Source organism: Brenneria izadpanahii (assembly GCF_017569925.1).
Lineage (GTDB): Bacteria > Pseudomonadota > Gammaproteobacteria > Enterobacterales > Enterobacteriaceae > Brenneria > Brenneria izadpanahii.
In genome coordinates this window covers 2869939-2894800 of record NZ_CP050854.1, presented here as the reverse complement: position 1 = coordinate 2894800, position 24862 = coordinate 2869939, and the positions used below count along the sequence as shown (strand labels likewise).

At 63.2% G+C, this 24862-nt stretch carries 14 protein-coding genes; 9 read left to right on the top strand and 5 right to left on the bottom strand.

The genetic code is table 11. From position 1 onward, the window contains the following. Positions 1 to 5: 5 nt before the first annotated feature. Complete coding sequence (gene gspF, locus HC231_RS12985) at positions 6 to 1208, top strand: type II secretion system inner membrane protein GspF (RefSeq protein ID WP_208227054.1); 1203 nt, start codon at positions 6 to 8, stop codon at positions 1206 to 1208. Here the strand turns inward: gspF and HC231_RS12980 are convergent. Next, complete coding sequence (locus HC231_RS12980; RefSeq protein WP_208227053.1) at positions 1193 to 3112, bottom strand: pyruvate kinase; 1920 nt, start codon at positions 3110 to 3112, stop codon at positions 1193 to 1195. The genes gspF and HC231_RS12980 overlap by 16 nt on opposite strands. Positions 3113 to 3773: 661 nt before the next feature. Between HC231_RS12980 and HC231_RS12975 the strand changes: the two genes are divergently transcribed. Next, the gene (locus HC231_RS12975) at positions 3774 to 4880 is read left to right on the top strand and encodes a substrate-binding domain-containing protein (protein ID WP_208227052.1); all 1107 of its coding nucleotides are present in this window, start codon (positions 3774 to 3776) and stop codon (positions 4878 to 4880) included. A gap of 10 nt (positions 4881 to 4890) precedes the next feature. Continuing rightward, positions 4891 to 6168 carry a substrate-binding domain-containing protein gene (locus tag HC231_RS12970; RefSeq protein WP_208227051.1) on the top strand — a complete coding sequence of 426 codons (1278 nt, stop codon included), beginning with the start codon at positions 4891 to 4893 and terminating at the stop codon, positions 6166 to 6168. A 51-nt stretch (positions 6169 to 6219) separates the two neighbouring features. Here the strand turns inward: HC231_RS12970 and HC231_RS12965 are convergent, their stop codons facing one another. The 3 genes from HC231_RS12965 to HC231_RS12955 are packed head-to-tail and all read right to left on the bottom strand — an operon-like array spanning position 6220 to position 7794. Then, entirely contained in the window at positions 6220 to 6843 is a 624-nt protein-coding gene (locus HC231_RS12965; protein WP_208227050.1) for a PulJ/GspJ family protein, read from the bottom strand. Then, entirely contained in the window at positions 6840 to 7235 is a 396-nt protein-coding gene (gspI, locus tag HC231_RS12960) for a type II secretion system minor pseudopilin GspI (RefSeq protein ID WP_208227049.1), read from the bottom strand. Before gspI ends, HC231_RS12965 begins: the two co-directional genes overlap by 4 nt. Position 7236: 1 nt before the next feature. Continuing rightward, positions 7237 to 7794 carry a prepilin-type N-terminal cleavage/methylation domain-containing protein gene (locus tag HC231_RS12955; RefSeq protein ID WP_208227048.1) on the bottom strand — a complete coding sequence of 186 codons (558 nt, stop codon included), beginning with the start codon at positions 7792 to 7794 and terminating at the stop codon, positions 7237 to 7239. A 117-nt stretch (positions 7795 to 7911) separates the two neighbouring features. On the opposite strand from HC231_RS12955, the gene HC231_RS12950 reads away from it, so the two are divergent. The 5 genes from HC231_RS12950 to HC231_RS12930 all read left to right on the top strand — a co-directional run bounded on the left by HC231_RS12950 (position 7912) and on the right by HC231_RS12930 (position 22928). Beyond that, positions 7912 to 8358, top strand: coding sequence for a hypothetical protein (locus HC231_RS12950; RefSeq protein WP_208227047.1), 447 nt, complete (start codon positions 7912 to 7914; stop codon positions 8356 to 8358). A gap of 605 nt (positions 8359 to 8963) precedes the next feature. Next, positions 8964 to 9635, top strand: coding sequence for a transposase (locus HC231_RS12945; protein WP_208227046.1), 672 nt, complete (start codon positions 8964 to 8966; stop codon positions 9633 to 9635). Between the two features lie 449 nt (positions 9636 to 10084). Next, positions 10085 to 14392, top strand: a complete 4308-nt coding sequence (locus HC231_RS12940; protein ID WP_208227045.1) for a two-partner secretion domain-containing protein — start codon at positions 10085 to 10087, stop codon at positions 14390 to 14392. Next, positions 14389 to 15819, top strand: coding sequence for a hypothetical protein (locus tag HC231_RS12935; RefSeq protein WP_208227044.1), 1431 nt, complete (start codon positions 14389 to 14391; stop codon positions 15817 to 15819). The genes HC231_RS12940 and HC231_RS12935 overlap by 4 nt, the downstream gene beginning before the upstream one ends. Before the next feature lie 44 nt (positions 15820 to 15863). Beyond that, the gene (locus tag HC231_RS12930; RefSeq protein WP_208227043.1) at positions 15864 to 22928 is read left to right on the top strand and encodes a filamentous haemagglutinin family protein; all 7065 of its coding nucleotides are present in this window, start codon (positions 15864 to 15866) and stop codon (positions 22926 to 22928) included. 47 nt (positions 22929 to 22975) lie between these two features. Here HC231_RS12930 and HC231_RS12925 read toward each other — a convergent pair whose 3' ends face one another. Continuing rightward, a complete protein-coding gene (locus tag HC231_RS12925) occupies positions 22976 to 23119 on the bottom strand; it encodes a hypothetical protein (RefSeq protein WP_208227042.1) in 144 nt (47 codons plus the stop codon). A gap of 57 nt (positions 23120 to 23176) precedes the next feature. Here HC231_RS12925 and HC231_RS12920 point away from each other — a divergent pair, with 57 nt between their 5' ends. Then, complete coding sequence (locus tag HC231_RS12920) at positions 23177 to 24826, top strand: ShlB/FhaC/HecB family hemolysin secretion/activation protein (RefSeq protein WP_208227041.1); 1650 nt, start codon at positions 23177 to 23179, stop codon at positions 24824 to 24826. Positions 24827 to 24862 lie beyond the last annotated feature (36 nt).

The window sequence follows — 24862 nt, the reverse complement described above, 5'->3', positions numbered from 1 at the left end:
GGACGATGGCGAGGTTCCGCTTCGAGGCCGCCAACGGGACGGGACAGATCCAGGCGGGCGTCATAGAGGCCGAATCGGCGCGCGCGGTACGCGCGCAACTGCGCGAACGCGGCCTGACGCCGCTGGAAATCCGGCAGAGCGCCGCCGGGCAGGGGAACGCATGGCTAAGCCCCAGATTGAGCGCGGCGGATCTATGCTGGGCCACGCGGGAGTTGGCCAGCTTGCTGGGGGCGAGCCTGCCGCTGGAGGCGGCCCTAACGGCGACCGTCGAGCAGGCCGAAAAAAAAGTGGTCGCCGAGGCGCTCACCGATGTGTGCAACCAGGTGCGCGGCGGTATGCGCCTGGCCGACGCCCTGGGCCAACGTCCGCGCGATTTTCCTCCCATCTATCGCGCCCTGATCGGCGCCGGCGAGGATTCCGGCGATCTGGCGCGCGTGATGGAGCGGCTGGCCGACTATCTGGAAAGCCGCGATAATCTGCGCAGCAAAATGTTGACCGCCTTTATCTATCCGGCGGTGGTCGCCTGCGTATCGCTGTGCATCGTCATCTTCCTGCTGGGCTATGTGGTGCCGCAGGTGGTCGGCGCATTCTCGCAGGCGCGTCAGGATCTGCCCGCCATTACCCAGGTAATGCTGACGGCCAGCCGCTTCGTGCGCGAATGGGGCTGGCTCGCCGCCGCCGCGCTGACGGGCGGTTTTACGCTGTGGCGCCGGTCGTTGCGTAACGATGCGGCCCGGCTGCGCTGGCACGGCCTGCTGCTGCGCCTGCCGCTGGCGGGCAAATACGTGCTGGGATCGAATACCGCGCGCTTCGCCTCGACGCTGGCTATCCTGATGGATGCCGGCGTACCGCTGCTGCGCGCGCTCGACGCCGCGCGCCAGACGCTGGGCAACGACTACCTCCGGCAGTGCGTGCTGGATGCGACGGCGCGCGTCAGGGAAGGGGCGCCGCTGGCCGCGGCGCTGCGCGTACAGAAGGTTTTTCCGCCGAATCTGATCCATCTGACCGCCAGCGGCGAAAAGACCGGCGCGCTGGCGACGATGCTCGACCGCGCCGCGGCCAACCTCTCCCGCGATCTGGAACACCGCGCCGCGCGCCTGACGGCGCTGCTGGAGCCGCTGATGATCCTGGGCATGGGCGGCATCGTCATGATGATCGTGCTCGCGGTGCTGTTGCCGATCATGGAAATCAATCAGATGGTGCGCTGAGGGTTAGCGATACAATTTTTGCTTCGTTTCAACACCCCGGCGATATCCGGCTGGCGGGCCACCTTCAGGCTCCGCATTAGCTGACTGTGCTTATGCAGATTTTCCTGCATGCGGGCCAGCAAGTCATTCAGCATACGCACCGCTTCCCGCACATGGAGCCCTTTATTGAGCATCACGCATTCGGTGCGGACGCCGCTTGCGGCGTCGGTGATCTCGGCTCGCGACGGAGAACCCTTCTTCGCCAGATTTTCCAGCACCTGCGTAGCCCATATAACCGGCACGTGGGACGCCTCGCACAAACAGAGAATTTCTTCCTGTAGTTCCGCCATACGTTCGAACCCGCCTTCTACGGCCAAATCGCCGCGGGCGATCATCACGCCGAAGCGGCGCTTGCGCATGCCTTCCAGCAGCAGCGCCGGCAGGTTTTCAAAACCGCAGCGGGTCTCGATCTTGAGAACCACGCCAATATCGTCCGCCCGACGCCGGGCAAGCTCATTGAGCAATACCGCCACATCCTCCGGGCGATTGACAAAGGACATCGCCACCAGGTCGGCATGCTCGATCGCGAATGCCAGAACCTTCAGGTCGTCGGGACCAAGCGGATCCAGATGCAGATTGCTCAGCGGAAAATTGATGCCTTTGTCGCTTTTCAACGCGGTCGGGCCGGGCGCCTGGGTGATACGCACGTTAAGGCGGCTCTTTTCCACGGATTCGACTACGCCGCCGATCTTGCCGTCGTCGAACCAGACGGATTCGCCAGCGTGTATCTGATCGAGCACTTTCGGCAGAGAACAACCGATATGCGCGGGAGAAAGCAGGTTGCCGGCGCTATCATAACTCGCCGGCCGTCCGTTTTCGGCATCAGCGGTAAGCTGCAGCAGATCGCCCTGTCGCAAAGGAATTTTCCCTTCAAGCGGCGGAATGTCGCCGATGGTGGTTTGAACGACCTCGTTCCCATCGTGCAGGTTCAAAACCAGGCCGGAAATCAGGTAGGCGGTTTTGTGCAATTCGGCCCAGCAACCGGACTCACCGCCGGTCTCGACCAGCGCCAGACGCCGGCGCGCGTTTCGGGTATCGCGAAAACTAACCGATAGCCCTCTGCGCAGCTTCCGCAGCCAGTCATCCGCTACAGGAATGACCGCATCCGCCGCGGCGGGCGCCGGCTCTGGGCGCTCCAGGGCCGTCAGCCAGATTCGCGCCGGACGCAATACTTTGCCCAGGCCGTCGCGCACCGGGCGCACTTTAACGGCCGCCGTCTCCGGCTGGATGCGTCCGGTGCGCATTTTCGGCCCGGCGAGATCCATCATCACCTGGCAATGTTTGCCCAGTTCACGCTGCGCCCGCCGCACGTGTTCAATCATGCGCAGCCATTCATCCGGGCCGTCATGGGCGGAGTTGATGCGGGCGCTATCCATATGGGCGGCCAGCAGATCGCGCACCAGCGGATAGTTATCCGCGGCCTCGCTGGACAGGGTTACCATGATGCGCGCTCTGCGGCCGATGGGCTCCGGTCCGAAAAGCGCATCGGCGTGTTCGGCCAGTAGCGCGCGATTGCTGGACAGGTTGAGTCCCTGCGGCGGTTCAATGGATTTGGCTGAAGTGCCGCTCATCATCCGCAGCAGCGCGATAACCGCGCCGACGGAAGAAAGAATGTGTCCTTCCGAACGACCTAAAGAGGAAAGCCCCAGTTCGGTCAACTGCGTCTGTAGATTACGGATATCGTGGCGGCGCAATGCCAGATAGGCAAGGAGGTTGCATGCGCTTTCCCGGTAACTGTCGTCTAGCTCGTCAAGAATAGGCCGCCCGCTATGTACGCCGGCAAGCATATCATCACGCAGGCTTTCCAGCACATGCAGGAGCGTCGTCACCTTTATGCAATCGCCGGGCTGATTGGGTGTTTCCATTGTGTGCGTCTCCGTTTTTCCTTACTCCGCAATACATATACTCACTCCGCAATACATATATATGACATCTTACAATGATTACACCTGGTTAGGCTGCCGGTCCTGACCGGGATGCCTCGTAAATTATATGTCCTGCGCCGCCCGTTGCTAAAAAACCGCCGGGAGCGATGTTAAACGTTGCCTGCGACGGTCCTGAGGGGAATGGGTAGGGAGCCCGTCATAAAAAAACTCCAGCATTGGCGCAAACTCCCCCGCGAACGGAATACCCCCGGATGGTTTTTGCCATGTTAGGGGAATTTGGTCATGGCGCCGTATTCGGAGAGGTATCGGGATCGGCGGATGCAGACGGTTACCTTGTGTAAATTTTATACACACTATTAAGCAATTACTCATAGCCGGCGAAGTGGATTCTATTCTGACGCACGGCGGTGCCGACCACCGCGAATAAGAGAAAAGTTCGGGAAGATTTTCTTTTGAATTCGGGTATTTAGTTTAACAGGGCGTCATGCTGCCCCGCCATAATATCCCCGTTGCCGGAGAAAGGCGACGGAACGGACCCAGGTCCGGCGGGCGGTGGTCGCTAACCAATCTATCGCATGCCCGCAGATGCAGTTTCCTGATTTTTTTCAAGCACTCATCCTGACACGGGAAGGAGCATGACATGAAAATGCAGTTTAAACTGAAAGCGCTGGCAGCGGCCGGCATGATGATGATGGCTGGCGCCGCTTCAGCGGCGGTGGTCGGCGGCGGCGCTACGCTGCCGGAGGAGCTTTACAACGAGATCCTGACGAAAACACCCTTTCCTGGTTTCAATCCTTATATCGGCGTAGGCAGCGGCAACGGTAAGACGGCTTTCTTCAACAACGACGCCACGAAGTTCAACCTGCCTGCCGGCACCCCCGTCGATTATGCCGGCAGCGATTCGCTGGTTAGTGCGACTGAGGCTCAGAACTACAAAACCAACAGCGAATCAACTTTTGGCCCGCTGATCCAGGTGCCCTCGGTGCTGACTTCGGTGACGGTGCCTTATAACGTATCCGGTCGAACCTCTCTGAATCTGACCAGCGATCAACTAGCGAAGATTTTTGCCGGTGAGATAAAGAACTGGAATGAAGTTGGAGGCCCGAGCCAAGCGATTAAGATTGTCTACCGTGCTGATGAAAGCGGTACTAGTGAAATCTTTCTACGACATCTTAATGCGGTGGCTGCTGGGTCGGTACCATCTGTTAATAAAGACTTTTCTAAAGTAATCACCGTCACCGATACTGAAAAGTATATCGCCGCTACTGGTAGTGACGATGTGGTGAGTAAAGTGAACAGCACGCCTTATTCGATCGGCTATGTCAGCCCCGATAAGGTCGACTACGATAACCCGGCCAAGGTCGCCGCCATCAACGGTCTGTTGCCGACCGAAGTCAACGTTCAGGCTGTACTTGAAACTGTGACGTTGCCGTCCACTGCCGCGGACAAAGCCGATCCGACCAAGTGGGGCATCAGCAACGCCAATCCGGCTCAGGGTTATCCTATTGTCGCCTCCACTAACTTGCTCTTTAGTCAGTGCTATAAAGATGCGGGTGATAACCTGCGGATCCGAGAATTCTTCACTCAGCAGTATGGCACCGTCAACGATACCGTTATTGCAGCTCATGGTTTTGTTCCACTGCGTAACGATTGGAAACAGGCGATCCGCGATACCTTTTGGAGTACCAACAGCAGCCTGAGCATCGGCAAGGCTGACGTGTGTAACGGCATCGGCCGTCCGCAGTAACTGGCAGAGTTTGAAAGGGAAGCGTAGCCGGGAACGGGATCTGCGCGGCTACGGTTTAGCCTTTGTTATCAGGCCGGTCGGGCGCGTGCATCCGCCCGGCCTTTACCGTTTCGAATATAGCACTGTCCGTGCCTCCAGCCATGATGGCGGCACGAGCGGAAAGACAGGAGAACATGGGTATGAACATGTGGTTTACTCTGAAAGCGCTGGCCGCGGTCGGTATGATGATGGCGGGAGTCGCGTCGGCGGCGGCGCCACGCTGCCGGAAGATCTGTACAATGAGATCCTGACGAAAACACCCTTGCCCGGTTTCAACGCTTATATCGGCGCAGGCAGCGGCAATGGCAAGAGCGCCTTTCTCAACAACGACGCCACGAAGTTAAACCTGGCTGCCGGCACCCCTGTCGACTATGCCGGCAGCGATTCGCTGCTTAGCGCCACCGAGTTGCAGAACTACCAGATTAACAGCGAGTCCGCTTTCGGTCCGCTAATCCAGGTGCCGGTCGCCATTACGTCGATCGCCGTACCTTTTAACGTGCCGGGACTCGGTTCGCTAAATCTGACCAGTGGACAACTGGCGCGAATTTTCGCGGATCCGGCCGTGCTGACATGGAATGATCCGGCGCTGGGGATTGCTAATGCGCCGAATGCGGATATCAAGGTCGTTTACCGTAGCGATGAAAACGGCGCCAGCGAAATCTTTCTGCGCTATCTTAACGCGATAAACTCCGGGCTGGTGTGGTCCGTCAGCAATGACTTTACCAAAGTAATCAATGTCAACAGTTCGTCGAAGTTTGTCGCCGCTACCGGCGACAGCGGCGTGGTGAACGCGGTAAATAACACGCCCTATTCGATAGGCTATGCCGGTCCCGATAAGGTCGACTACGATAATCCGGCCAGGGTTGCATCGATCAATGGACTACTGCCGGCCGAGGTCAATATTCAGGCGGTGCTTCAAACGGTGACGCCGCCGTCCACTGCCGCAGACAAAGCCGACCCGGCCAAGTGGGGCATCAGCAACGCTAATCCAGAGCAGGGTTATCCTATTGTCGCCTCCACTAACTTGCTCTTTAGTCAGTGCTATAAAGATGCGGGTGATAACTTGCGGATCCGAGAATTCTTCAATCAGCAGTATGGCACCGTCAACGATACCGCTATTGCAACTCATGGTTTTGTTCCACTGCGTAACGATTGGAAACGGGCGATCCGCGATACCTTCTGGAACGCCAACAGCAGCTTGAGCATCGGCAATCCAAATGTGTGCAACGGCATCGGCCGTGCGCAGTAAGCAACGTGATGCGCAGAGTCGGGCGGCTGCCGGCGCTTTATGGCAAACGCCTCAATCAAAGGCGATAACGCGCCGGTAGGCAGATGACGGACCGGCGTCACGGCGCACGCCCAACCTGATCTCCAGCCCGGTGGCGAACGCGCCGGCCCGATCGGCGGCCGGTAATCTTCGCCAGCCTTGTCCCGGCTCCCAGGCCCGCGCCTCGAACGCCGTCACGTCCGTCAGCAGCGCGATGCGATCCGCTGTCCGCGGCGCCGGTAGCGGGTAGGCGGCGGCAGCTTCGCCCGCGGCGCGGTACAGCGTGTCCGCCTGCACCCACCACTGCACGCGCTGCCAGCGTCCCGGTTCGGCGGGCGCCGCCCGCACCACTTCGAGCAGCAACGGCGTCTGCGCCGTCCTGCGCGCCGTGATCCCCGCCGGCAGCAGCGAAACACTTTTCGCCGGGCCGAGCGGCGGCAGTTCAACCGTGGCGCGCCAGGCCAGATCGCGATCGATCTGCTGCAGGACGCGCATAAGACGGGCGGTCTCTGCGGTACGGACGCGCAATTGGGCATCGGCGCGGTTCATGCTATCTAGTCCGCGCCAGGTCATGATGCTGAGCGTCGCCATGATAACAAGGGCGATCATCACCTCGATCAGCGTAAAACCGGACTGGCCGCGCGCATGCCGCATCATGGCCGCGCCGCCGGCAGTTGGGTCCGCAGAGAGGCCAGGCTATGGTCGTCGTCGCGCCCGGCATAGACGTCCACGGCGACGTCGTACACCCCTTGCCGCGGCGGTTCGATCGATACGCGGCACGCAAAGCGCCGTTCGCCCTGGGGGCACTCGAAGCGGCGCACGCCGGGCGCCGGCAACGTGCCGATACGCAGTTCCGCCAGGCTGTTTTCGGCTGACAGCATGGCCAGCGACTGTTGTTCGATATGGCCGAGATTGGCGGCGGTCTGGCCGGTGATGCGCGCAAAGGCCGCCAGCGCCACGCTGACGATGGTCAGCGCCACCAGCACTTCAATCAGGGTAAAGCCGCGCTGGCGAGCCTGTTCCCGCCCTACCGGGAGACGCCCGCGCATTCTATTGCACCTGAAAGCCGCCGTCGGCGGCGCGCACGATGGCGATGCTGTGCCCGCCGCGTCGCAGTTCCAAACGCAGCGGCGCGCCGAGCCATTCGGACGTCAGACGTAGCGGCGTCGGCGGCGCGACCTCGACCGCGCCGTCGCGCCAGCGGCGCGGCCGCAGCGCATCGTCGCGGGCGAAATCATCGAGTTTTCCGGCGGTCGTCACGCGCGGCACGACGCTGCCGGGCTGCTCGACCCAGACCCCGCGGACAAAACGATAGCCGTCGCCCAGCGGCTCCCACACGATGATGCGTCCGTCGATGCGCGTCTCATACTGCGCCGCAGCCAGCCGTTCCGCCAGTTCCCGCGCATCGAGCCGCAGATTCGCCGCCGGATCCGGCGCCATGCTCACGCTGACGGCGGCCGTGGCGATGCCGATGATGACCAGCACCACCATAACCTCGATCAGAGAAAAACCCTGTTGTCTGCTACTGGCGCATTTCATTAGCATGGTTTCCAGCGTTAGCGCGAAATTGAATAATAAATAATCAGGAGGCGGCGAAATAATAAACATGTAATGTGGCGTTGGTATGATCGGTAAAAATTTTTCTGGCGGCGGGCGATAAACCCGCCACATGTGCGCATTCGGCGACAAGCCGCTCTTCTCGCTTGTTGGTAGAGGATCGTTGTGATGAATTTTACCTGGAAACGTCCATCCGTCTGCTTTTCGGCGCGTCTGACTCATCTGCTAGGGCTGTGCGCCGCCGGGGCGGCCATCTGTTTCTGGGTCTATGTGTTGCGTTCTCCGGGCGAGCCAGCGGCGCAACCGGCGGATTCTATGGCGCGGGCGGACGATCCTGCCGGCGCCGCGGTTGCCGGGTGGTTCGAGCCCGGCCAGGTTCGTCTGAATATTGCCGTGCAGGGGCTGATCCTGCGCCATGACCGGGCGGTGGCTTTACTGGCGATTAACGGCGCGGCGCCCAGAGCCTACATTGAGGGGGAGGAGTTGCTGCGCGGCGTTACGCTCGACGTCATAGACGCGGCCGGCGTGACGATCGGACAGGCGGACGGCACCCTTCGTCTTGCCGCTCCCGCGTTGCCCGCCAGAGGAATATCAGGTATTGAGCGAGTTCGCTGAAAGCGTCGTTGGCAGAGGGAACTGCGGCCAGTTTGTCATTCTGGATTTAACCTCACCCGTATCCTCCTTTGCAGAGGAGAGAAAAAACAGGAATTTTTAATACGTTAGCTCCGCCTCCTGACAAGACAGTGGGACGGTGGGGCTACTAGCGGCAACGTTTTGAACTTTGTCGGCAAACTCAAACCTCGAAGAAATTTGTCATATTCCTTTCATATATCATCACTGCTACTCACCGTCTGCTTTATGCCTGAAGCACGTTCCATCGGTTCTTCTGTGGCCGGACACGCCGGACGTTTCCCCTGGTAATGTTCGTGATTTCCATTCATTGTAATCTCATTTTTATCACGTAAAGTTACAACCTTTACAATAAAAGACTAAAAAAGCAGCAACTAGAAAAAACGGGACGACGAAAAAATTATTATGTAATTCATTGTATCGGTTGAACTAAATAAGACCCAGGGATATGTGCGACGCGCATGCGGTGCGCGGCGGGGCATATTGGTCAACGGCTGCACAAGCAGCCCTTCCGCGGTCGATTGCGGACCAATATAGAATTGCAGCATTTGATTATCTGAGCTATTGCGCAGACGGATGGAGAAGTCTGAATGAAGCAGCGAAGATCAATAAACGGCAATTTGGAAGACAGCATCCATAACGTATCGCTGTCGAAACTGGATTTAAAACTGTCGGAATGGGTGGATAAGGCGAGAAAAATACAGCCCGTCATGGTTAAACGCTACGGCGTGCCTTGGGTATGGCTGGTGGCTCATCCGCTGTGGGTTGAAATGGATCACCTTTCTTCCTTCATTCCCCCGTCGCATGCGCTGGTTGACCTGCGCGAAGCGATCGATGATGTCATGGCCGGCGAGCATGACGCAGTGAGCAAACTCGGCGAAAAATGCATTTGCGGCGTCAACGCCCGCACGGTAATACGCGCTTGGCTGCTGCAAATTCTGTATTCGCGCACCAGCGCCCGCCAGGTCTATGAAATTCTAACCTACAACATGCTCTGGCGCTGGTTTATCGGCTACGATCGGATTTCCGAAAAATTGCCGAAGGCGGAACCGTTTATCCATGACATGGATATGGTCAGCACCGATCCGGGCGCACTTGGGATTGTATGCCGCTGCCTCGCCAACCATGAGGCGCTGCATGACAATACGGGGGAGTTCTGCATCAATCATGGCCTGTTGCACACCCTACGGATACGGCATCCGGCGCGGAAACCGTCCGATGCAGAGGATATTTTTCATTCCAACGACGCTGAAAAAACATGATGTCGTCAACTGCGCAAACCCCGTATCGGCAGGATAGCCGATCGGGGCGTGCGGAAGGTTGGTTCCTCCCGGTCTATTTCTCATCGGCTAGCGTCAAGCGAAGGCGCTAACCACATTCGGTGATTACAGGTACGCCCCATTGCGGAGGAATACGCAACGGGGTTTCTGGCTTACGGTCATCACGATCATCCCGTCATCGATCCCTGCGCGTCGCGCCGGCCAAACCATGAACTTTTTATGAACGGAGTTCGGTCTCACCCGCCAGGAGCGGTCATACAAGAAAAGTAAGTCGTGAAATGACGTTGACTGAGTGCGTCGGCGCGAACCGGTTATGACCGTTACCCTGAAAGGAAGTCATGATGCCATCCCTTAGCCCTGAATGTTCCTGCAAGAAAAACATCGCTGATGTGAAGTCGGTATACCCGTCAAAAAACTTCCGGGAGAGGTTTTTGACGTCGCGTTCAGCGGCGGCTCGTAAGGGTGACGGCCATGGACGGCGAGCCACAAAAAAACATGCCGGCCCGCGGTTAGGCGGATTTTTCCGTCTGTCGCCGCTGGCTTATACCTTATCGCTATTACTGCTTGCGGGAAACGTCCAGGCCGGCGCCAGACCGTTCAGCAGCGCCTGGTTCGCGCAGGCGGGGGCCGCCCGAGCCGCCGCCGCGCAGAATCCCGCCGCCGGGACAGGGAGCGGCGCCGCCCAGCCGGGGTCCTCGATATTGAAACAGCAGCAGGATGCCAGTCAGCAGTTGCAGCGCTCCGTCGGCAATCTGGCGCGCAGCGCCTCCCTTATCGCCAGCCAGCAGGCCGTGCAGGCGGCGGCGCAGCAGGCGGCGTCCGACATTCCCGACGGCTTGGCCGCCGGCGGCCTGAAAGTGGATGCCGACCCGCTCACCAAAGGCTGGCTTAACGCCAAAGACCCGACCCATACGGTCTCCGGCGGCAAAACCACGGTCACCGTCGAACAGACCGCCGACAAGGCGATCCTCAACTGGGAGACCTTCAACGTGGGTAAAAACACCACGCTCAACTTCCAACAGGATGCGAGCTGGGCGGTACTGAACCGGGTGAACGACCCGAATTCGCGCCCCTCGCAGATCCAGGGGCAGATCAACGCCGACGGCACGGTGATGATCGTCAACCGCAACGGCGTGGTATTCAGCGGGTCGTCGCAGGTCAACGTGCGCAATCTGGTGGCCGCGGCGGCCAATATCAGCGACAGCCAGTTTAATAGCGGGCTGTACGGCGTTAATGGCGCCGCCACTTTCACTGCTGCGGGCGGCGCGGTGAAGGTGGATCAGGGGGCGCAGCTTACCACCCATGCGCCGCAAAGCGTCACCGCCGGCGGCGGCTATGTGCTGCTGCTGGGGAAAGAAACGGAAAATGCCGGTGAAATCGTCACCGTCAACGGCCAGACCGTGCTGGCAGCCGGCGACAGCTTTACCATCAAAAAGGGCTATGGCACCGACGGCAATCAGAGTTCCACCACGCGCGGCAACGAGGTCACCGTCAGCGGCGACGGTACGGCGCTTAACAGCGGCCTGATCCGCGCCGCCACCGGCGATATCACCCTGACCGGAAGCGAGGTGCGGCAGCAGGGCGTGGCGGTTTCCACCACCTCGCAGGACGTGCGCGGCACCGTGCATCTGACGGCGGCGAACGGCGTAACGCTGGGCGCGGACAGCGTCACGGCGATCCTGCTGGAGAACACCGACGCCAGCGTGCTGGACAGCCAGCGCGACAGCCTGCTGGCGCCGGGGGTGGATACCTCAGCGGACGACCAGAATATCGTCGCGGCCGATAAATACCGCCGCGATCTGTCGCTGGTGGAGATCAAGGGCGACACGGTGGACTTTGCCGGGGATTCGCTGACGCTGGCCACCGGCGGACAGGTGGCGGTGGAAGCCGCGTCGCGCGCGCTGGTGCGCGACGGCGCGGTTATCGACGTCGCCGGCGCGCTGGGCGTCAAGGTGGCGATGGAGAGCAACAGCGTCAAAGTCAACGTGCAGGGCAATGAACTGCGCGACGCCGCGCTCAACCGCGACAGCGGAGCGCTTAGCAGCACCGACGTGTGGGTGGACGCGCGCGAGCTGATCTACGTGCCGGCCGGCACCAACGGCTACGAGTCCGACCGCTGGTACACCGCCGGCGGGCTGCTGGAAGTGAGCGGTTATCTGGGCGCCCAGGGCCACGGCGTAGGCGAATGGATGGCGCAGGGCGGCACGGTCAGCTTCGCCGGCAATGAGGTGGTGACCCAGGCCGGATCGCAGATCAACCTGTCCGGCGGCACACTGGACGTGCAGAGCGGAAAAATCAATCTGAGCTGGCTCAAGGGCAGCGACGGCCGGCTATACCAAATCTCCAGCGCGCCGGCCGATATATTGTACACGGGGATATACCAGGGATATGAGGTCGAGCATAGCCGTTGGGGAATAACGGAAACCTTCTACAACTCTCTTATCGCGCCGCAGAGCCGGCTGGAAAACGGCTACACGGTGGGCCGCGATGCCGGCACGCTGGTGATCGGCACGAAAAACGCAGTGCTGGAGGGGGAGATCGCCGGCGACACCTATCAGGGCGAGCGCCAGACGCAGGCGGCGCAGGCGGGTCTGGACGGCTACAGTCAGTCGCAGAAGGCGGCGGCGCGCGGCGCGCAGTTGGTGGTGGGGCAGTACACGCCGTACTACGTCAAGGACAGCGGCACGCTGCAATATGGCCTGACGGCGACGTCCGGCGCCGTACAGTCGGTAGTGTTGAGCGCCGAGGTAGCGGCCATCGCCGCCGATCTGGCGCTGGACGGCGAACTGCCGGAAGAGCGCCAGGGCGCTCTGTATCTGGACACCGATCTGCTCAACGACATCGGTCTGGGGGCGCTGCGCATCGCGGCGACGGACGCCATCACGGTGGATGACGCGCTGACGGTGGGCAACGGCGGCGAGATCACGCTGTACGGCCCGCGGGTGGAAGTCAATGCGGATCTTGCGGCGCACGGCGGCAATATCCGTCTGGGCAATGTGCTCAAACAGATCGGCAGCAACTTGCGCGTCGAGGATACGGTGCTGGCGGCGCCGGCCGGCACGGCGGCGGTCACGCTAGGGCCGGGCGCAACGCTGGACGCCAGCGGTCTGTGGAGCAATCTGCGGCTGGACGCGGCGGACATCAGCGGGTTGCCCTATGTGAACGGCGGCGGCGTCTCCCTGCGCAGCAGCGGCGATGTGACGCTAAGCGCGGGCAGCGTAGTCGATGTTTCCTCCGGCGCGGCGCTGGGCGCGGACGGCAGTTTTAGCGGCGGCACGGGGGGCGATATTACCCTGGTGGCCAACGCCAACAACGCATCGGACGAGGGCGCCTTTGTTCTGGATGGAGAACTGCGCGGCTATGGCGTCGACGGCGGCGGCACGCTGGATCTGCTGGCGGAACGGGTGACGATCGGCGGTGAAGAGGATCAAGCCGACGCGGGTTTGTGGCTGGACGAGATGTTTTTCGACAAAGGATTCTCGCAGTACCGTGTCACCGGCATGCGCGGCATGTCGGTGGCCGAAGACGCGACGGTCGACGCAGATATGCCGGTCTATCGTTACGGAACGGCCACACAGGTTGCCGTCACCGGTACGCCGATCGCCGAGGCGCTGGAACTATGGACGCCGCCGCTGTATCAGGAAGATGCGGCCGTCGGCGTGCTGACTCAGCGTAAAGGCGCCGGTCTGACGCTGCTGGCCGGCACGGCGCAGTCCAGCTCCGCCGACAAGGCGCTGACTCAAGCGTTGATCGGCAAAGGGGCGACGGTTACGGTCGATCCGGGCCAGTCCATCGAAGTGCGCAGCGTCGGCCAGTTGACGGTGGAAGGCGCGCTCAACGCCTGGGGCGGCCGCATCGAACTGGGCGCGATCGAAACGTCCACGACGGATGCCGGCGGCCGTTCCATCTGGATCGGAGAACAGGCGGTGCTGGATGCGGCTGGCCGTGCCACGGTGGCGACGGATGCGCTGGGCCGCCGCTACGGCATCGTCGACGCCGGCGGCGAGATTGTCATCGGCGGCGCTTTTGATCCTGCAAGCGGCACTGCCGGGGTGGCGGATATAACCGGCAACGCCGATGCTGACGATCTGTTTGTAGTGGTGCGTGAGGGCGCGTTGCTGGACGCATCGGGCGCTAGCGCCGTGTTGGATATCCCCGGTCTGGGCGCGATTGAGGTGGCCGGCGCTGGGGGCGCCATCACTCTGGCCACCAGCAACGGTCTGTATATCGACGGGGTGCTGCGCGCTGCGGCCGGGGGGGCGAACGCCGCCGGCGGCAGCCTGACGCTGGTGCTGGATACGCCGCTGTATGCGACGGGCGCGGATGAACGGGTGCGGCTGGCGCGCGAGCTGGTGCTGAGCCAAACGCAGGCGGAAAGTCCGCTGGCCGCCGGCCTCGGCGCTGATGAGGCCGCCGACCAACTGGCCTACGGCTATGGCGCGATCGGCGCGGACCGGGTCGCAGCCGGCGGTTTCGACGGCCTGACGCTGGCCAGCGACGGCCTGCTGAGTTTCGACGGCGACCTGTCGCTGACGCTGGGTCAGTCGCTCAACCTGCATGCCCGCGTGCTGGGGCTGTCCGACGAAGCGTCCGCGGACACCCGCGTCTCGCTAACCGCTCCCTATGTGCGCCTGGCGGGAATGGGCGGCGCGGTGGGGGGGACAATCGCATTCATCCTACCGTACACAGCGGCGGGTCCGCCGGCGTATCCCAACAGGATCTGGCCGGCACCCTGTTGATCCAAGCCGGCCAGTTGCTGGAGGTGCGTGACCAGCTCAACGTCGGCGTACGCGGCGGCACTGCCTCGACCGAAGGGCTGGCGACGGTGGTGGACCGGCGCGGCTTCGCGGATATGCAATTGGTGAGCAGCGGCGACCTGCGCTTTCTGGCGGCGACTCAGGCTAACGGTACCCAACTCTATGTGCCAGGCGACCTGACGTTGGCGGCGGCGCAGATCTACCCGGCCACCGGCGCCACTGCCACGGTATACGCCGGATGGCGCGGTGACGGCGTGGACTACGATCCGGATCGCCGGCTGACGCTGATGCGTACCACTGGCGAAACGCCCGCGGTCCCTTACTCGGTATTCGGCAGCCTGACGTTGGGCGCTGCCATCATCAATCAGGGCGGCGTGCTACGCGCCCCATTGGGAGCGCTGAACCTGGGGGTTTCACGAGGCGCGAGTCGTAGTACTAAAATCGTCAATTTGCTTGCCGACAGCCTGACCTCGGTCAGCGCGGCCGGGCTGGTAATGCCCTATGGCGGCACCACTGACGGCGTGAGCTGGGAATACGCCGGTCAGGAGATTGCGCTGAACGGCGTGGGCTCGACCGCTGCCGGCAGCGTGACCCTGACTGGGCAGTTGGTGGACGTGAGGGAGGGGGCGGTGATTGACCTGTCCGGCGGCGGCGAACTGACCGGCGCGGGCTTCATCTCCGGCCGCGGCGGTTCCACCGATGCGCGCTACACGCCGCTGGCGCAACTGGGCGGCGATGGCCTCACCTTGCCGGGGCTGGACAGCAACCCGGTCTACGCGCTGGTGCCGGGTATTCAGGCGATAGCGGCGCCGGCCGGCGGCGAGGGCGGCGCGGTCGATTCGCTGCTCGGTCAGCAGATCACTCTCGGCGCCGGCGTGCCGGGTCTGCCGGCGGGCACCTACACCTTGCTACCCTCCACCTACGCCCTGCTGCCCGGCGCATTCCGGGTAGAGATCAATGGCCTGGCCGGCCAGGGCACGGCCACCGCCGCCGCCGCGATGCGCAATGGCTCATACTCGGCCTCGGGGGTGATATCCATCGCAGGGACGAATATCCGCGACAGCCTGGCGAGCCAGTTGATCCTGACTCCGGCGGACGTACTTCGTACCTATTCGCAGTACAACGAGACCAGCTACGCCGCGTTCGCGGCGGCGGACGCGGCGACGCGCGGCATTCCACGCGCGCAGATCGAGGCTGACGCCAAGCTGCTGCAACTGGGGTTTACCACCCGCGAAAAAGAGAGCGAGGCGCTCAGCCTGCAATTTGCCGGCACGGTGCTGGGCGAGGCGGCCGAGGGCGGTTACGGCAGCACGCTGGCCGTACTCGGCAGCGGACTGGGATCGAGATCCTCGGCGACGCCGCGGCGCCGTCGGCGGACTTCGCCATCGCGCTGCGTGCTTCGGATCTGAACAAGGCCGACGTCAATCGCCTGGTCATCGGTGGTTTGCCGTATGTGGATTATGGTCAGGGCGGCAACCTGGTGCAGATGAGCCGTACCATAGACGGCGTCGCTACTTCCATCATGCTGCGCGGCGGTTCGGAACTCGCCGCGCCGGAGGTGATGTTGATTACGCGGATCAGCACTTATTTAGGCGATGGCGCCATCGAAATCGAGCAGGGCGCGATTATCAATACCCTGGGCCAGGGCGCGGCGGCCTACGATTCGAACGACGGCTTTATCTACCAGCCCGGCCCCCGCAGCGTGGTATCCGTCTCCAACGGCGTCCAGCAGTGGCTGGCGCCGAGCAAAGGTGATAGTACGACCACCCCTGGCCCCATCCGGGTGGGCGCCTGCGCTTCGGGCGACTGCGCGGGCATGACGCAACTCTATTCGGAAGGCACCATCGCCTTCGTTACCGACAACGACTTCCAACTCGACGACGCAGTGCGCTACGGCACCCGCCAGCTAAGCCTGGCGGTGGGCGCTTTCAATATCGGCTCGGCCGAGGCGCTGGCCGCCGCCGCCGTGCGCGGCGCGCTGACTTCCGGCCTGACGCTTAACCAGCAGGTGCTGACGCGCCTGCTGCAGGGCGATAGCGGCACGGGCGCGCCGGCGCTGGAAACTCTTGAACTGATCGCCGGTCAGTCGGTGAACTTCTTCGAGGACATCACCCTGTCGACGCTGGACGACGACGGCAACTCGTTGCTGGACGAGCTGCTGCTGACCACGCCGGCCGTCTACGGCTACGGCGACGCCGATGACGTGGCGCTGATCAAAACCGGCCATCTGGTGTGGAACGGCTCGTCCGATGCGCCCGGCGCGGTAGCGACGGACGGCGCCGGCACCGGTTCCGGCGTGTTCCAGGTGGAGGCCGAGCGCATCAGTTTCGGCTACGGCGGCTACGGCCAACCCGACGGGGTGAGTTCGCTGGACCGGCTGGCGCTGGGCTTCGCCAGCGTCCACCTTGCCGCCAGCGAGCGCATCACCGCCAACAATGCCGGTACGCTGGCGGTATACCAGTCGCAGGGCGAGTACGTCACCGGCGAGGGCTGGCAGTACGGCGGCGGCGACCTGAATATCGTCACGCCGCTGCTGACTGGTGAAGATGGGGCGGCCGGCAAAATCACGGCCGGCGGCGCGATTGCGGTCTTCGCGCCCGCCGCCGGCGCGGCCGATCCGTCCACGGTGACGATGAGCGAACTGGGCGCCGAATGGGCGCTGACCGCCGGCAAGAGCCTGAATCTGAATACTACGATAGCTCTGCCCAGCGGCAAGTTGACGCTGGCGGCGCAGGACGACGTGGCGTTAGGCGATCTCGCGTACCTCGATCTATCGGGCCGCAGCATCGCGTTCTTCGACGACGAGGCGGCCACTCAGTATAGTTGGGGCGGCGATGCGCTCCTGACGAGCGCGGCGGGCAATGTGAGCCAGTCCGCCGGTTCCACCATCGATCTGTCGGCCGAGTATAATCAGGCCGGCAGCCTGACCGTCACCGCGTTGGGCGAGGCAGCCGGCGCCGTCGATCTGCAGGGCGCGGTGCTGGGTTCGGCCAGCGGCTATTACGATGCCGGCGGCACCGAGGTGCCCTATCTGGCCGGTCGCGTTACGCTGCGGGCGCAGACGCTGGGCGGCGAGCTGAGCGCGGCATTCGCGGCGCTCAACGAACGGCTCAACCAGGGCGAGGTCTACGGCCTGCGCAGCTTCCAGTTGAAACAGGACGATCTGGTCATCGGCGACGGACTCAAGGCCAACCAGATTGAGGTGTCGCTCGATGGCGGCCATCTGACGGTGGCCGGCACGGTGGACGCCGGCGGCGAGCGGGTGGGCAGCATCCGTCTGGCGGGCGGGCAGGGGCTGACCCTGGCAGGGAATGCGCTGCTGGATGCGCACGGCACGCTGCTGCGTCTGGACAGCTACGGCGAGGCGATCGACGCCGCCAACCGGGCGACGGTGGAGCTGAACTCGGGCCAGGGCGCGCTGATCCTGGCTGACGGCGCGCGCATCGATCTGCGCCACGGTACCGATGATGCGCGGGTGCAGTCGGACCCGTCGCTGGCCGACGACGTCGCACGCGGCCGGCTGGAGCTATATGCGCCGCGCCTGGGCGCCGATGGCGAAGGCGACATTGCCGTCGACGCCGGCGGCAACTATATCATCGAGGGCGCGCAGTCGATCGCCCTCAACGCGGTGCGGCGCTATGACGATGCGCCGGCCGGCGCCGATGAAGCGGCCGGCGGTCAGCCTTGGCAGCTTATCGACCAGGATTATCTGGACCGGAAACATGAGGACAGCGCCGCCTTTATCACCGCCGCGTTGCAAAACGCCGACCTGCTGAACGGCAAACTGGCCGGACTTAACAACGCTACCTACCGGCAGGCGTTCCACTTACGTCCCGGCGTCGAGATCGTCACGGCGGGCGATCTGGTGGTGAACGGCGATCTGGATCTGTCGGGCTACCGCTACGCCAGTCTCAACCCGAATGCGCAGCAGAGCGGCGCCCCCGGCTCGGGCGAGCCGGGGGCGCTGGTGGTGCGCGCCGGCGGAGATCTGTCGATCTACGGCAGCGTCAATGACGGCTTCACGCCGCCGCCGGCTACCCCGGACGATGACGGTTGGGTGCTGACGCCGGGCGTGCAGGGCTACGGCGGCGACGTGGTGGTGCCGCGCGCCGGCGTGGTGCTGGCCGAGGGCACGCGCTTTCTGGTGGGCAAGGTGCTCAATTACGATCTACCGCTGCAGGCGGCGACGCTGGCGGCGGGCACGGTACTACCGTCGTCGGCGCAGTTGGCGGCCGAGCTGACGCTGCCGGCCAATACCGTGCTGGCCGGCGACGTGACGCTGGCGGACGGCACGCGCTACCGGGCGGGCACATTGCTGGGGCAAGCGTTGACCCTGCCGGCCGACAGCACGTTGGGGGCGGGGTTCCGCCTGACGGCGGCGACCAGTCTGCGGGCCATGATCTGGCCGGCGGGCGTGGCGCTGCCTGACACCGCTGGCGGCTCCACGCTTCTGCTGGCGGGCAGTCTCACGTTGAATATGGGGGCGCTGATCCCGTCGATGACCGACGTTAAGCTGCCGGGCGATGCGCTTAGTGTAAACCTGCGCCCCGAGGGCGCAGTGACCCGTAACTGGGCGCTGGCGCAGATGCTGCCGGAGGGATCGTCGTCGTGGAGCCTGCGGCTGGTTGCCGGCGCTGATACCGCAGCCGCCGATCCGCGCCTGACCCGGGCGGACGGCAAGGGCGATCTGGTGTTGGCCGATACGCATTACAGCCTTTATAAGCAAAGAGAGACCACCATGATCCCGGGCACGCCGGAACAACCCGGTTATGTGTGGTATTGGGATGAAATGGGAGAGTTGTTTGGGTTCACACCTGGAACGCCTGTGCCAGATGAGTGGAGCAGTGCATGTAACGAAGCCGGCTGGTGTGTAAAGGTGGAATATGTGTGGGGTGAGTTTGGTTCGCTCTTCGATCCCAGCTTCACGGTTGGCACGCCTGTGCCGGATGAGTGGAGCAGTTATTGCAATAGTATTCCTGGCTTGTGCATCAGGCTCAAAGAGCCGATTCCCGGTACGCCCGATCAAACTGTTATCGGCGACGTTATTGCAGTCTACCCGGTGGCGCAGAACTTTAGCGTGCTGCGTACCGGCACCGGCGATCTGGATCTGATCGCCGGCGGCGACGTCGCCATGCAGTCGCTCTACGGCGTCTATACCGCGGGCGCCTCCACCGCCTCGCTGGCGGGCGACCAGGCGGCAGCTTTCAATCAGGCTCGAGCCAAAGCCGCCGACGGCACTTACCTCAATACCAGCAACACGGCCGAAACGCCCGAAGGGGAGGAAAAGGCCGGACCGCTCTACGAGGCGCTGGTCGACGGCGGCGACAGCAGCCTCTACGCCGCCTGGTACCCGGACGGCGGCGGCGATTTGTTGCTGCGCGCCGGCGGCGATTTCACCGGCGATATGCTGGCGACCTACAACCCGACCAGAGAGGGTGAGGATCTGCGCATGCAACGCAGCAGCGTGGATGTGGGCAACTGGCTATGGCGCCAGGGCAGCGGCGACACCGCCGGGGTGGACGCCATTGCCACCAGCTGGTGGATCAACTTCGGTACCTATGTATCCAGCACTGGGCATGTGAATGGACAAAAGGGGGCGTTGAGTAGCACCGACGGTCTTGCGGTTTCCGCCATTCCGGAACTGGTCGGCTTCACCGGCGTCGGCACCCTGGGCGGCGGCAATCTGACGGTACAGGTGGCCGGCGACGCGGGTCTGCTGACGCGCCGCGGCTCCGACACGTCGTCCAGCAACCAGCCGCGCAGTCAGGGGCTGGCGCTGACGGTGGCCTCCAGCGGGCGGGTGCTGGCCGACGGCAGCATCCTGCTGACCGGCGGCGGCGATATGACGCTGACCGTCGGCGGCGATCTCAACCCCGGGCTGACCGCCCGCGCGGTGCCGAATCCGAACACCACGGCGTCCACTGCCGCCGATTACCGCAGGCAGAACCTCGACTTGAACGGGGTACTGGCCAACCTGCGCGGCGATTTGGCGTTGCAGGCCGGCGCCGCGGGCGGCGTGGCGCTGATATATTACCAATCCCATTCTGGTCAGGTCGATGACCGCGAAACGCGCGCCTACGATCCTTATAGCTCCTCGCTGGCTACCGCCACCGGCGGGCCGGTGCTGATGCTGGGCGACGCGGTGGCCACGCTGCTGACGCGCGGCGATCTGGTGGTTTCCGGCAGCGGCGATCCTGGACGGGTGACCCTGCCGGTCTCCATGCCCTATGCGCAGAATGGGGGCGCGCCGCAGTCCGGCGGCTACGGCTGGTTCTCGCTGTGGACGGACAATACCGCCATCAACCTGTTCTCCGCCGGCGGCGATCTGACCCCCAGCGTGCAGTTGGGCGATGTATCCAATGCATCGCCGATCGCGGGCAGGAATACCTCGCCCACCGACGGCCGCTTCGTCTGGCCGGCGCAGTTGAGCGCGGCGGCGCCCGGCGGCAGCCTCTATCTCGGCCCTTCGGCGCTGGGCAGCACCCTTGCGGTCGATTACAACGCCGCCTATTCGTTGCTGTTGGCGCCCTCGGCCAACGCCAGCCTGGCGCTGCTGGCGGGCGACGCGATCTACGCCGGCGGCTATGTGTTCAGCGTCTCCGCCGCCGACACTGCTGCGTTGCCTACGCCGTTCAGTCCCGCGTTCGGCGTGTTTACTTCGGGTGGTTCCTTGACCACAACGTACAATCTGTCCGCCGATGCCATCCGGCCGGAAACGAATCGCTTCCCGCTGTTTACCTTCGGCCCGAACACCGCCACGAACGATGAGAGTGTCGCGCCGGTACGGCTATACGCGTTGACCGGCGATATCGTCGGCCTGGGCAGCGGCGAGATCCTGACGTTCACCAATGGACAGCGCGCCGGGCAGTCCTGGTATGAAGGCGCCGGTCCGGTGTGGATGCGCGCCGGCCGCGACATTGTGCGCTCCGGCAGACTGCTTAATGGTTCGGTGGGTTTCCCCGCTGAAATCGCCAGTACGCCGTCGAACTTACAAACTGGCATTACCGGCACCAGCAGCGGCAATCTGTTCGTCCACGGCAGCGCCACCGATGTCTCCATCGTCGATGCCGGGCGCGACATCCTCTATTCCAACTTCAACGTCGCCGGCCCCGGTACGCTGGAGGTTTCCGCTGGCCGCAATATTCTGCTGGCCGGGCAGGTGGGATCGGATCTGAATAATCTACCGATCTACGGCGAATCCGCCATCACCAGCCTCGGCTCGGTGCTCGCCGGCGACGGCCGCCCCGGCGCCGGCATCGTGGTGCAGGCCGGTCTGGGTACGCAGGGCGCCGACTGGAGCGGTTTCCTCGATCTGTATCTCGACCCCGCCAACCAGGCCGACGTGACCTCCGGCCTGCCGCTGGCCGACCAGCCCGGCAAGGTGGCCAAAACCTACGAGGCCGAGCTGATCGCATGGCTGGCCGAGCGCTACGGCTTTGCGCCCGCCGGCGGCGAAAGCGCGGCGGCGGATGCGCGAGCCTACTTCGCGGCGCTGCCGGCCGAACAGCAGCGCATCTTCGCCCGCCGGATCTACTTCGCCGAGCTGCGTGCGGGCGGCCGCGAGTACAATGACGCCGAAGGCCCGCGCTTCGGCAGCTACCTGCGCGGCCGCGAGGCCATCGCCGCGCTGTTCCCGACCGCGGATGCCGACGGCAAATCCATCGCCTACGGCGGCGATGTGCTGGCTTACGGCGGCGCTGGCATCCACACCAACGTCGGCGGCGACATCCAGGTGCTGACGCCGGGCGGCGCGCAGACCTACGGCGTGGAGGGTGCGGTGCCGCCCGCCACCGCCGGGCTGATCACCCAGGGGCAGGGAAATATCCAGCTCTACTCGCTGGGCAGCATTCTGCTCGGCCAGAGCCGCATCATGACCACCTTCGGCGGCGATATCCTGGCCTGGTCGGACGAGGGCGATATCAACGCCGGCCGCGGCAGCAAAACCACCCTGGTCTATACCCTGCCGCGCCGGGTGTACGACCAGTGGGGCAACGTGGCGCTGTCGCCGACCGTGCCGAGCACCGGCGCGGGCATCGCCACGCTCAACCCGATCCCGGAGGTGCCGGCGGGCGACGTGGATCTGGTAGCACCCTTGGGCACCATCGATGCCGGCGAAGCGGGCATCAGAGTGTCGGGCAACGTCAATATCGCGGCGCTGCGGGTGGTGAATGCGGAGAATATCCAGGTGCAGGGGGAATCCACCGGGCTGCCGGTGGCGGTAACGGTGAACGTCGGCGCGCTGACCTCGGCCAGCCAGGCGGCCTCGTCGGCAGTGCAGGCGGCGGAGCAGATCAATCGCCAGGCGCAGGGTAACCGGCCTTCCATTATCAGCGTCGAGATCCTCGGCTACGGCAACGAGCGGCTGCAGCCGGGCGGCGACGCGCCGCTGGACGGCGCGCGCAACGGCCCGCCGGATTACCAGCCCGACAGCGCCATCCAAGTGTTGGGCGCCGGTCCGCTAAGCCCCCGGGCCGCCGCGTTGCTGACTCAGGAGGAAAAAAACGACCTCTCGCTGTAACCGCCAGCCATTTTCATGCTACGGAGTAACATGAAAATGGCGGCCATTCACGAAACGTACTCATCAAGGAAAGTAAGTATCCATCCCGTATCTTCGTTCTTATCCAAACGATACCCCTGCCATTTTTGTGAATATTCGGTGACAAAGGTTCGGTCTTTGCCGTCGTTATCCGTCTTGATCGTGACAAGCATCGTCGCTGTGCGCCGCATGCGAAAGATGATGCGATTTCATATACGGAGAATTCATCAGTGCGTGACGTGAATAAGAAAAAATACCGTCTGGCTCCGCTTACCCTGGCCGTGGCGCTGGCGTTGCCCGCCGTATCGTCGGCGGAACAGACGCAAGGCCGGGATGACGCCGATGCATCCCGGCAGGATTCCGCGGCGGCCCCGGATCCCGACGCGGCGCCCAGGGTCTATATCAGTGAATACATCATCCGCGGCAATACGGTGCTGACCAACCGCGAAATTGAAAAAGCGGTCTACCCCTTCCTCGGACCGCAGAAGACATTGGCCGATGTGGAAGGCGCGCAGGGCGCACTGCAAAAAGTCTATCAGGATAAGGGCTATCACTCGGTTTATGTGGCGCTGCCGGAACAGCAGGTTCAGGGCGGCGTCGTCTATCTGCAAGTGACGGAAACCCGCGTCGGCCGGGTGCGGGTAGTGGGGGCGAAGTACCATTCGCCGCTGAAAATCCGCGATGAGGTGCCGGCGCTGGCCGAGGATAGCGTCCCCGACTTCAGTCAGGTGCAGGCGGAGCTGACGGTTATTAATCGCGGCGGCGGCCGAGAAGTTACGCCGACGGTGAAGGAGGGCATGGTGCCCGGCACCATGGACGTGGATCTGAACGTAACCGATCGCAATCCCTGGGGCGGAAGCCTGACCTTGAATAACGATTACAGCGCGGATACCGAGAAACTGCGCGCCGTCGCCACGCTAAGCAACACCAACCTCTGGCAGCAGGGACACAGCGCGTCGCTGACCTTTTTTACCGCGCCGGAAAAGAGCGATAACGCCAAGGTGTGGTCCGCCAGCTACGCCATGCCGCTGAACGAGCGTTGGAGCCTGCGAGCCTCCGGTTATCGTTCGGACAGCGACGTCGCCACTATCGGCGGCACCAATGTGCTGGGCCGCGGCCACTCGTACGGCATCAATGCCGTCTATACGCTGCCGCTGGCGGATGAATGGCTGCATTCGTTTTCGCTGGGCGTCGATCTGAAAGACTTCGATGAAGAAGTCCAGTTTGGCGAGAGCGGCGATAAGGTGCCGCTGAGGTATGCGCCGGCGACGCTGTCCTGGAACGGCTACTATCTGGGCGAACGGCGCCAGGGCAATGCGGGGCTGAGCCTGGTATGGGCGACCAGTAATTTCTTTGGCTACGGCAGCGATGAGTCCGAGTTCGATTACAAACGTTACAAGGCCGATCCGGATTTTGCGCTGTTGAAAGGCGATTTCGGCGTGACGGAAACGCTGGCCGGCGACTGGCAGATGGCATTGACGGGCGGTTTCCAGATGGCTTCCGGTCCGCTGGTATCCAACGAACAATTTTCCGCCGGCGGCGCCAGCAGCGTACGCGGTTATCTCGCCGCCGAGCAGGCGGGCGATGACGGCGTAATGTGGAGCACCGAAATACGTACGCCGTCGCTGGCGCCCTATATCGGCGCGCCGCTGAGCGAACTGCGTCTGTACGCTTTTGTCGATGGCGCGAAGATATGGCTGCGCGATCCCCTGGCGGAGCAGAAATCCCGTTTCAATATGGCCAGCACGGGCGTGGGAGCCAAAGCCAGCGCCTGGTCCTGGTTGGATGGGCGGCTGGATCTCGGCTGGCCCCTGACGGACGGGGCGGATACCGAGAAGTACGCGCCGCGTCTCCATTTCAGCGTAAGCAGCAATTTCTGATGACGACACATTCCAATTTAACCCAAGTCCGATCCC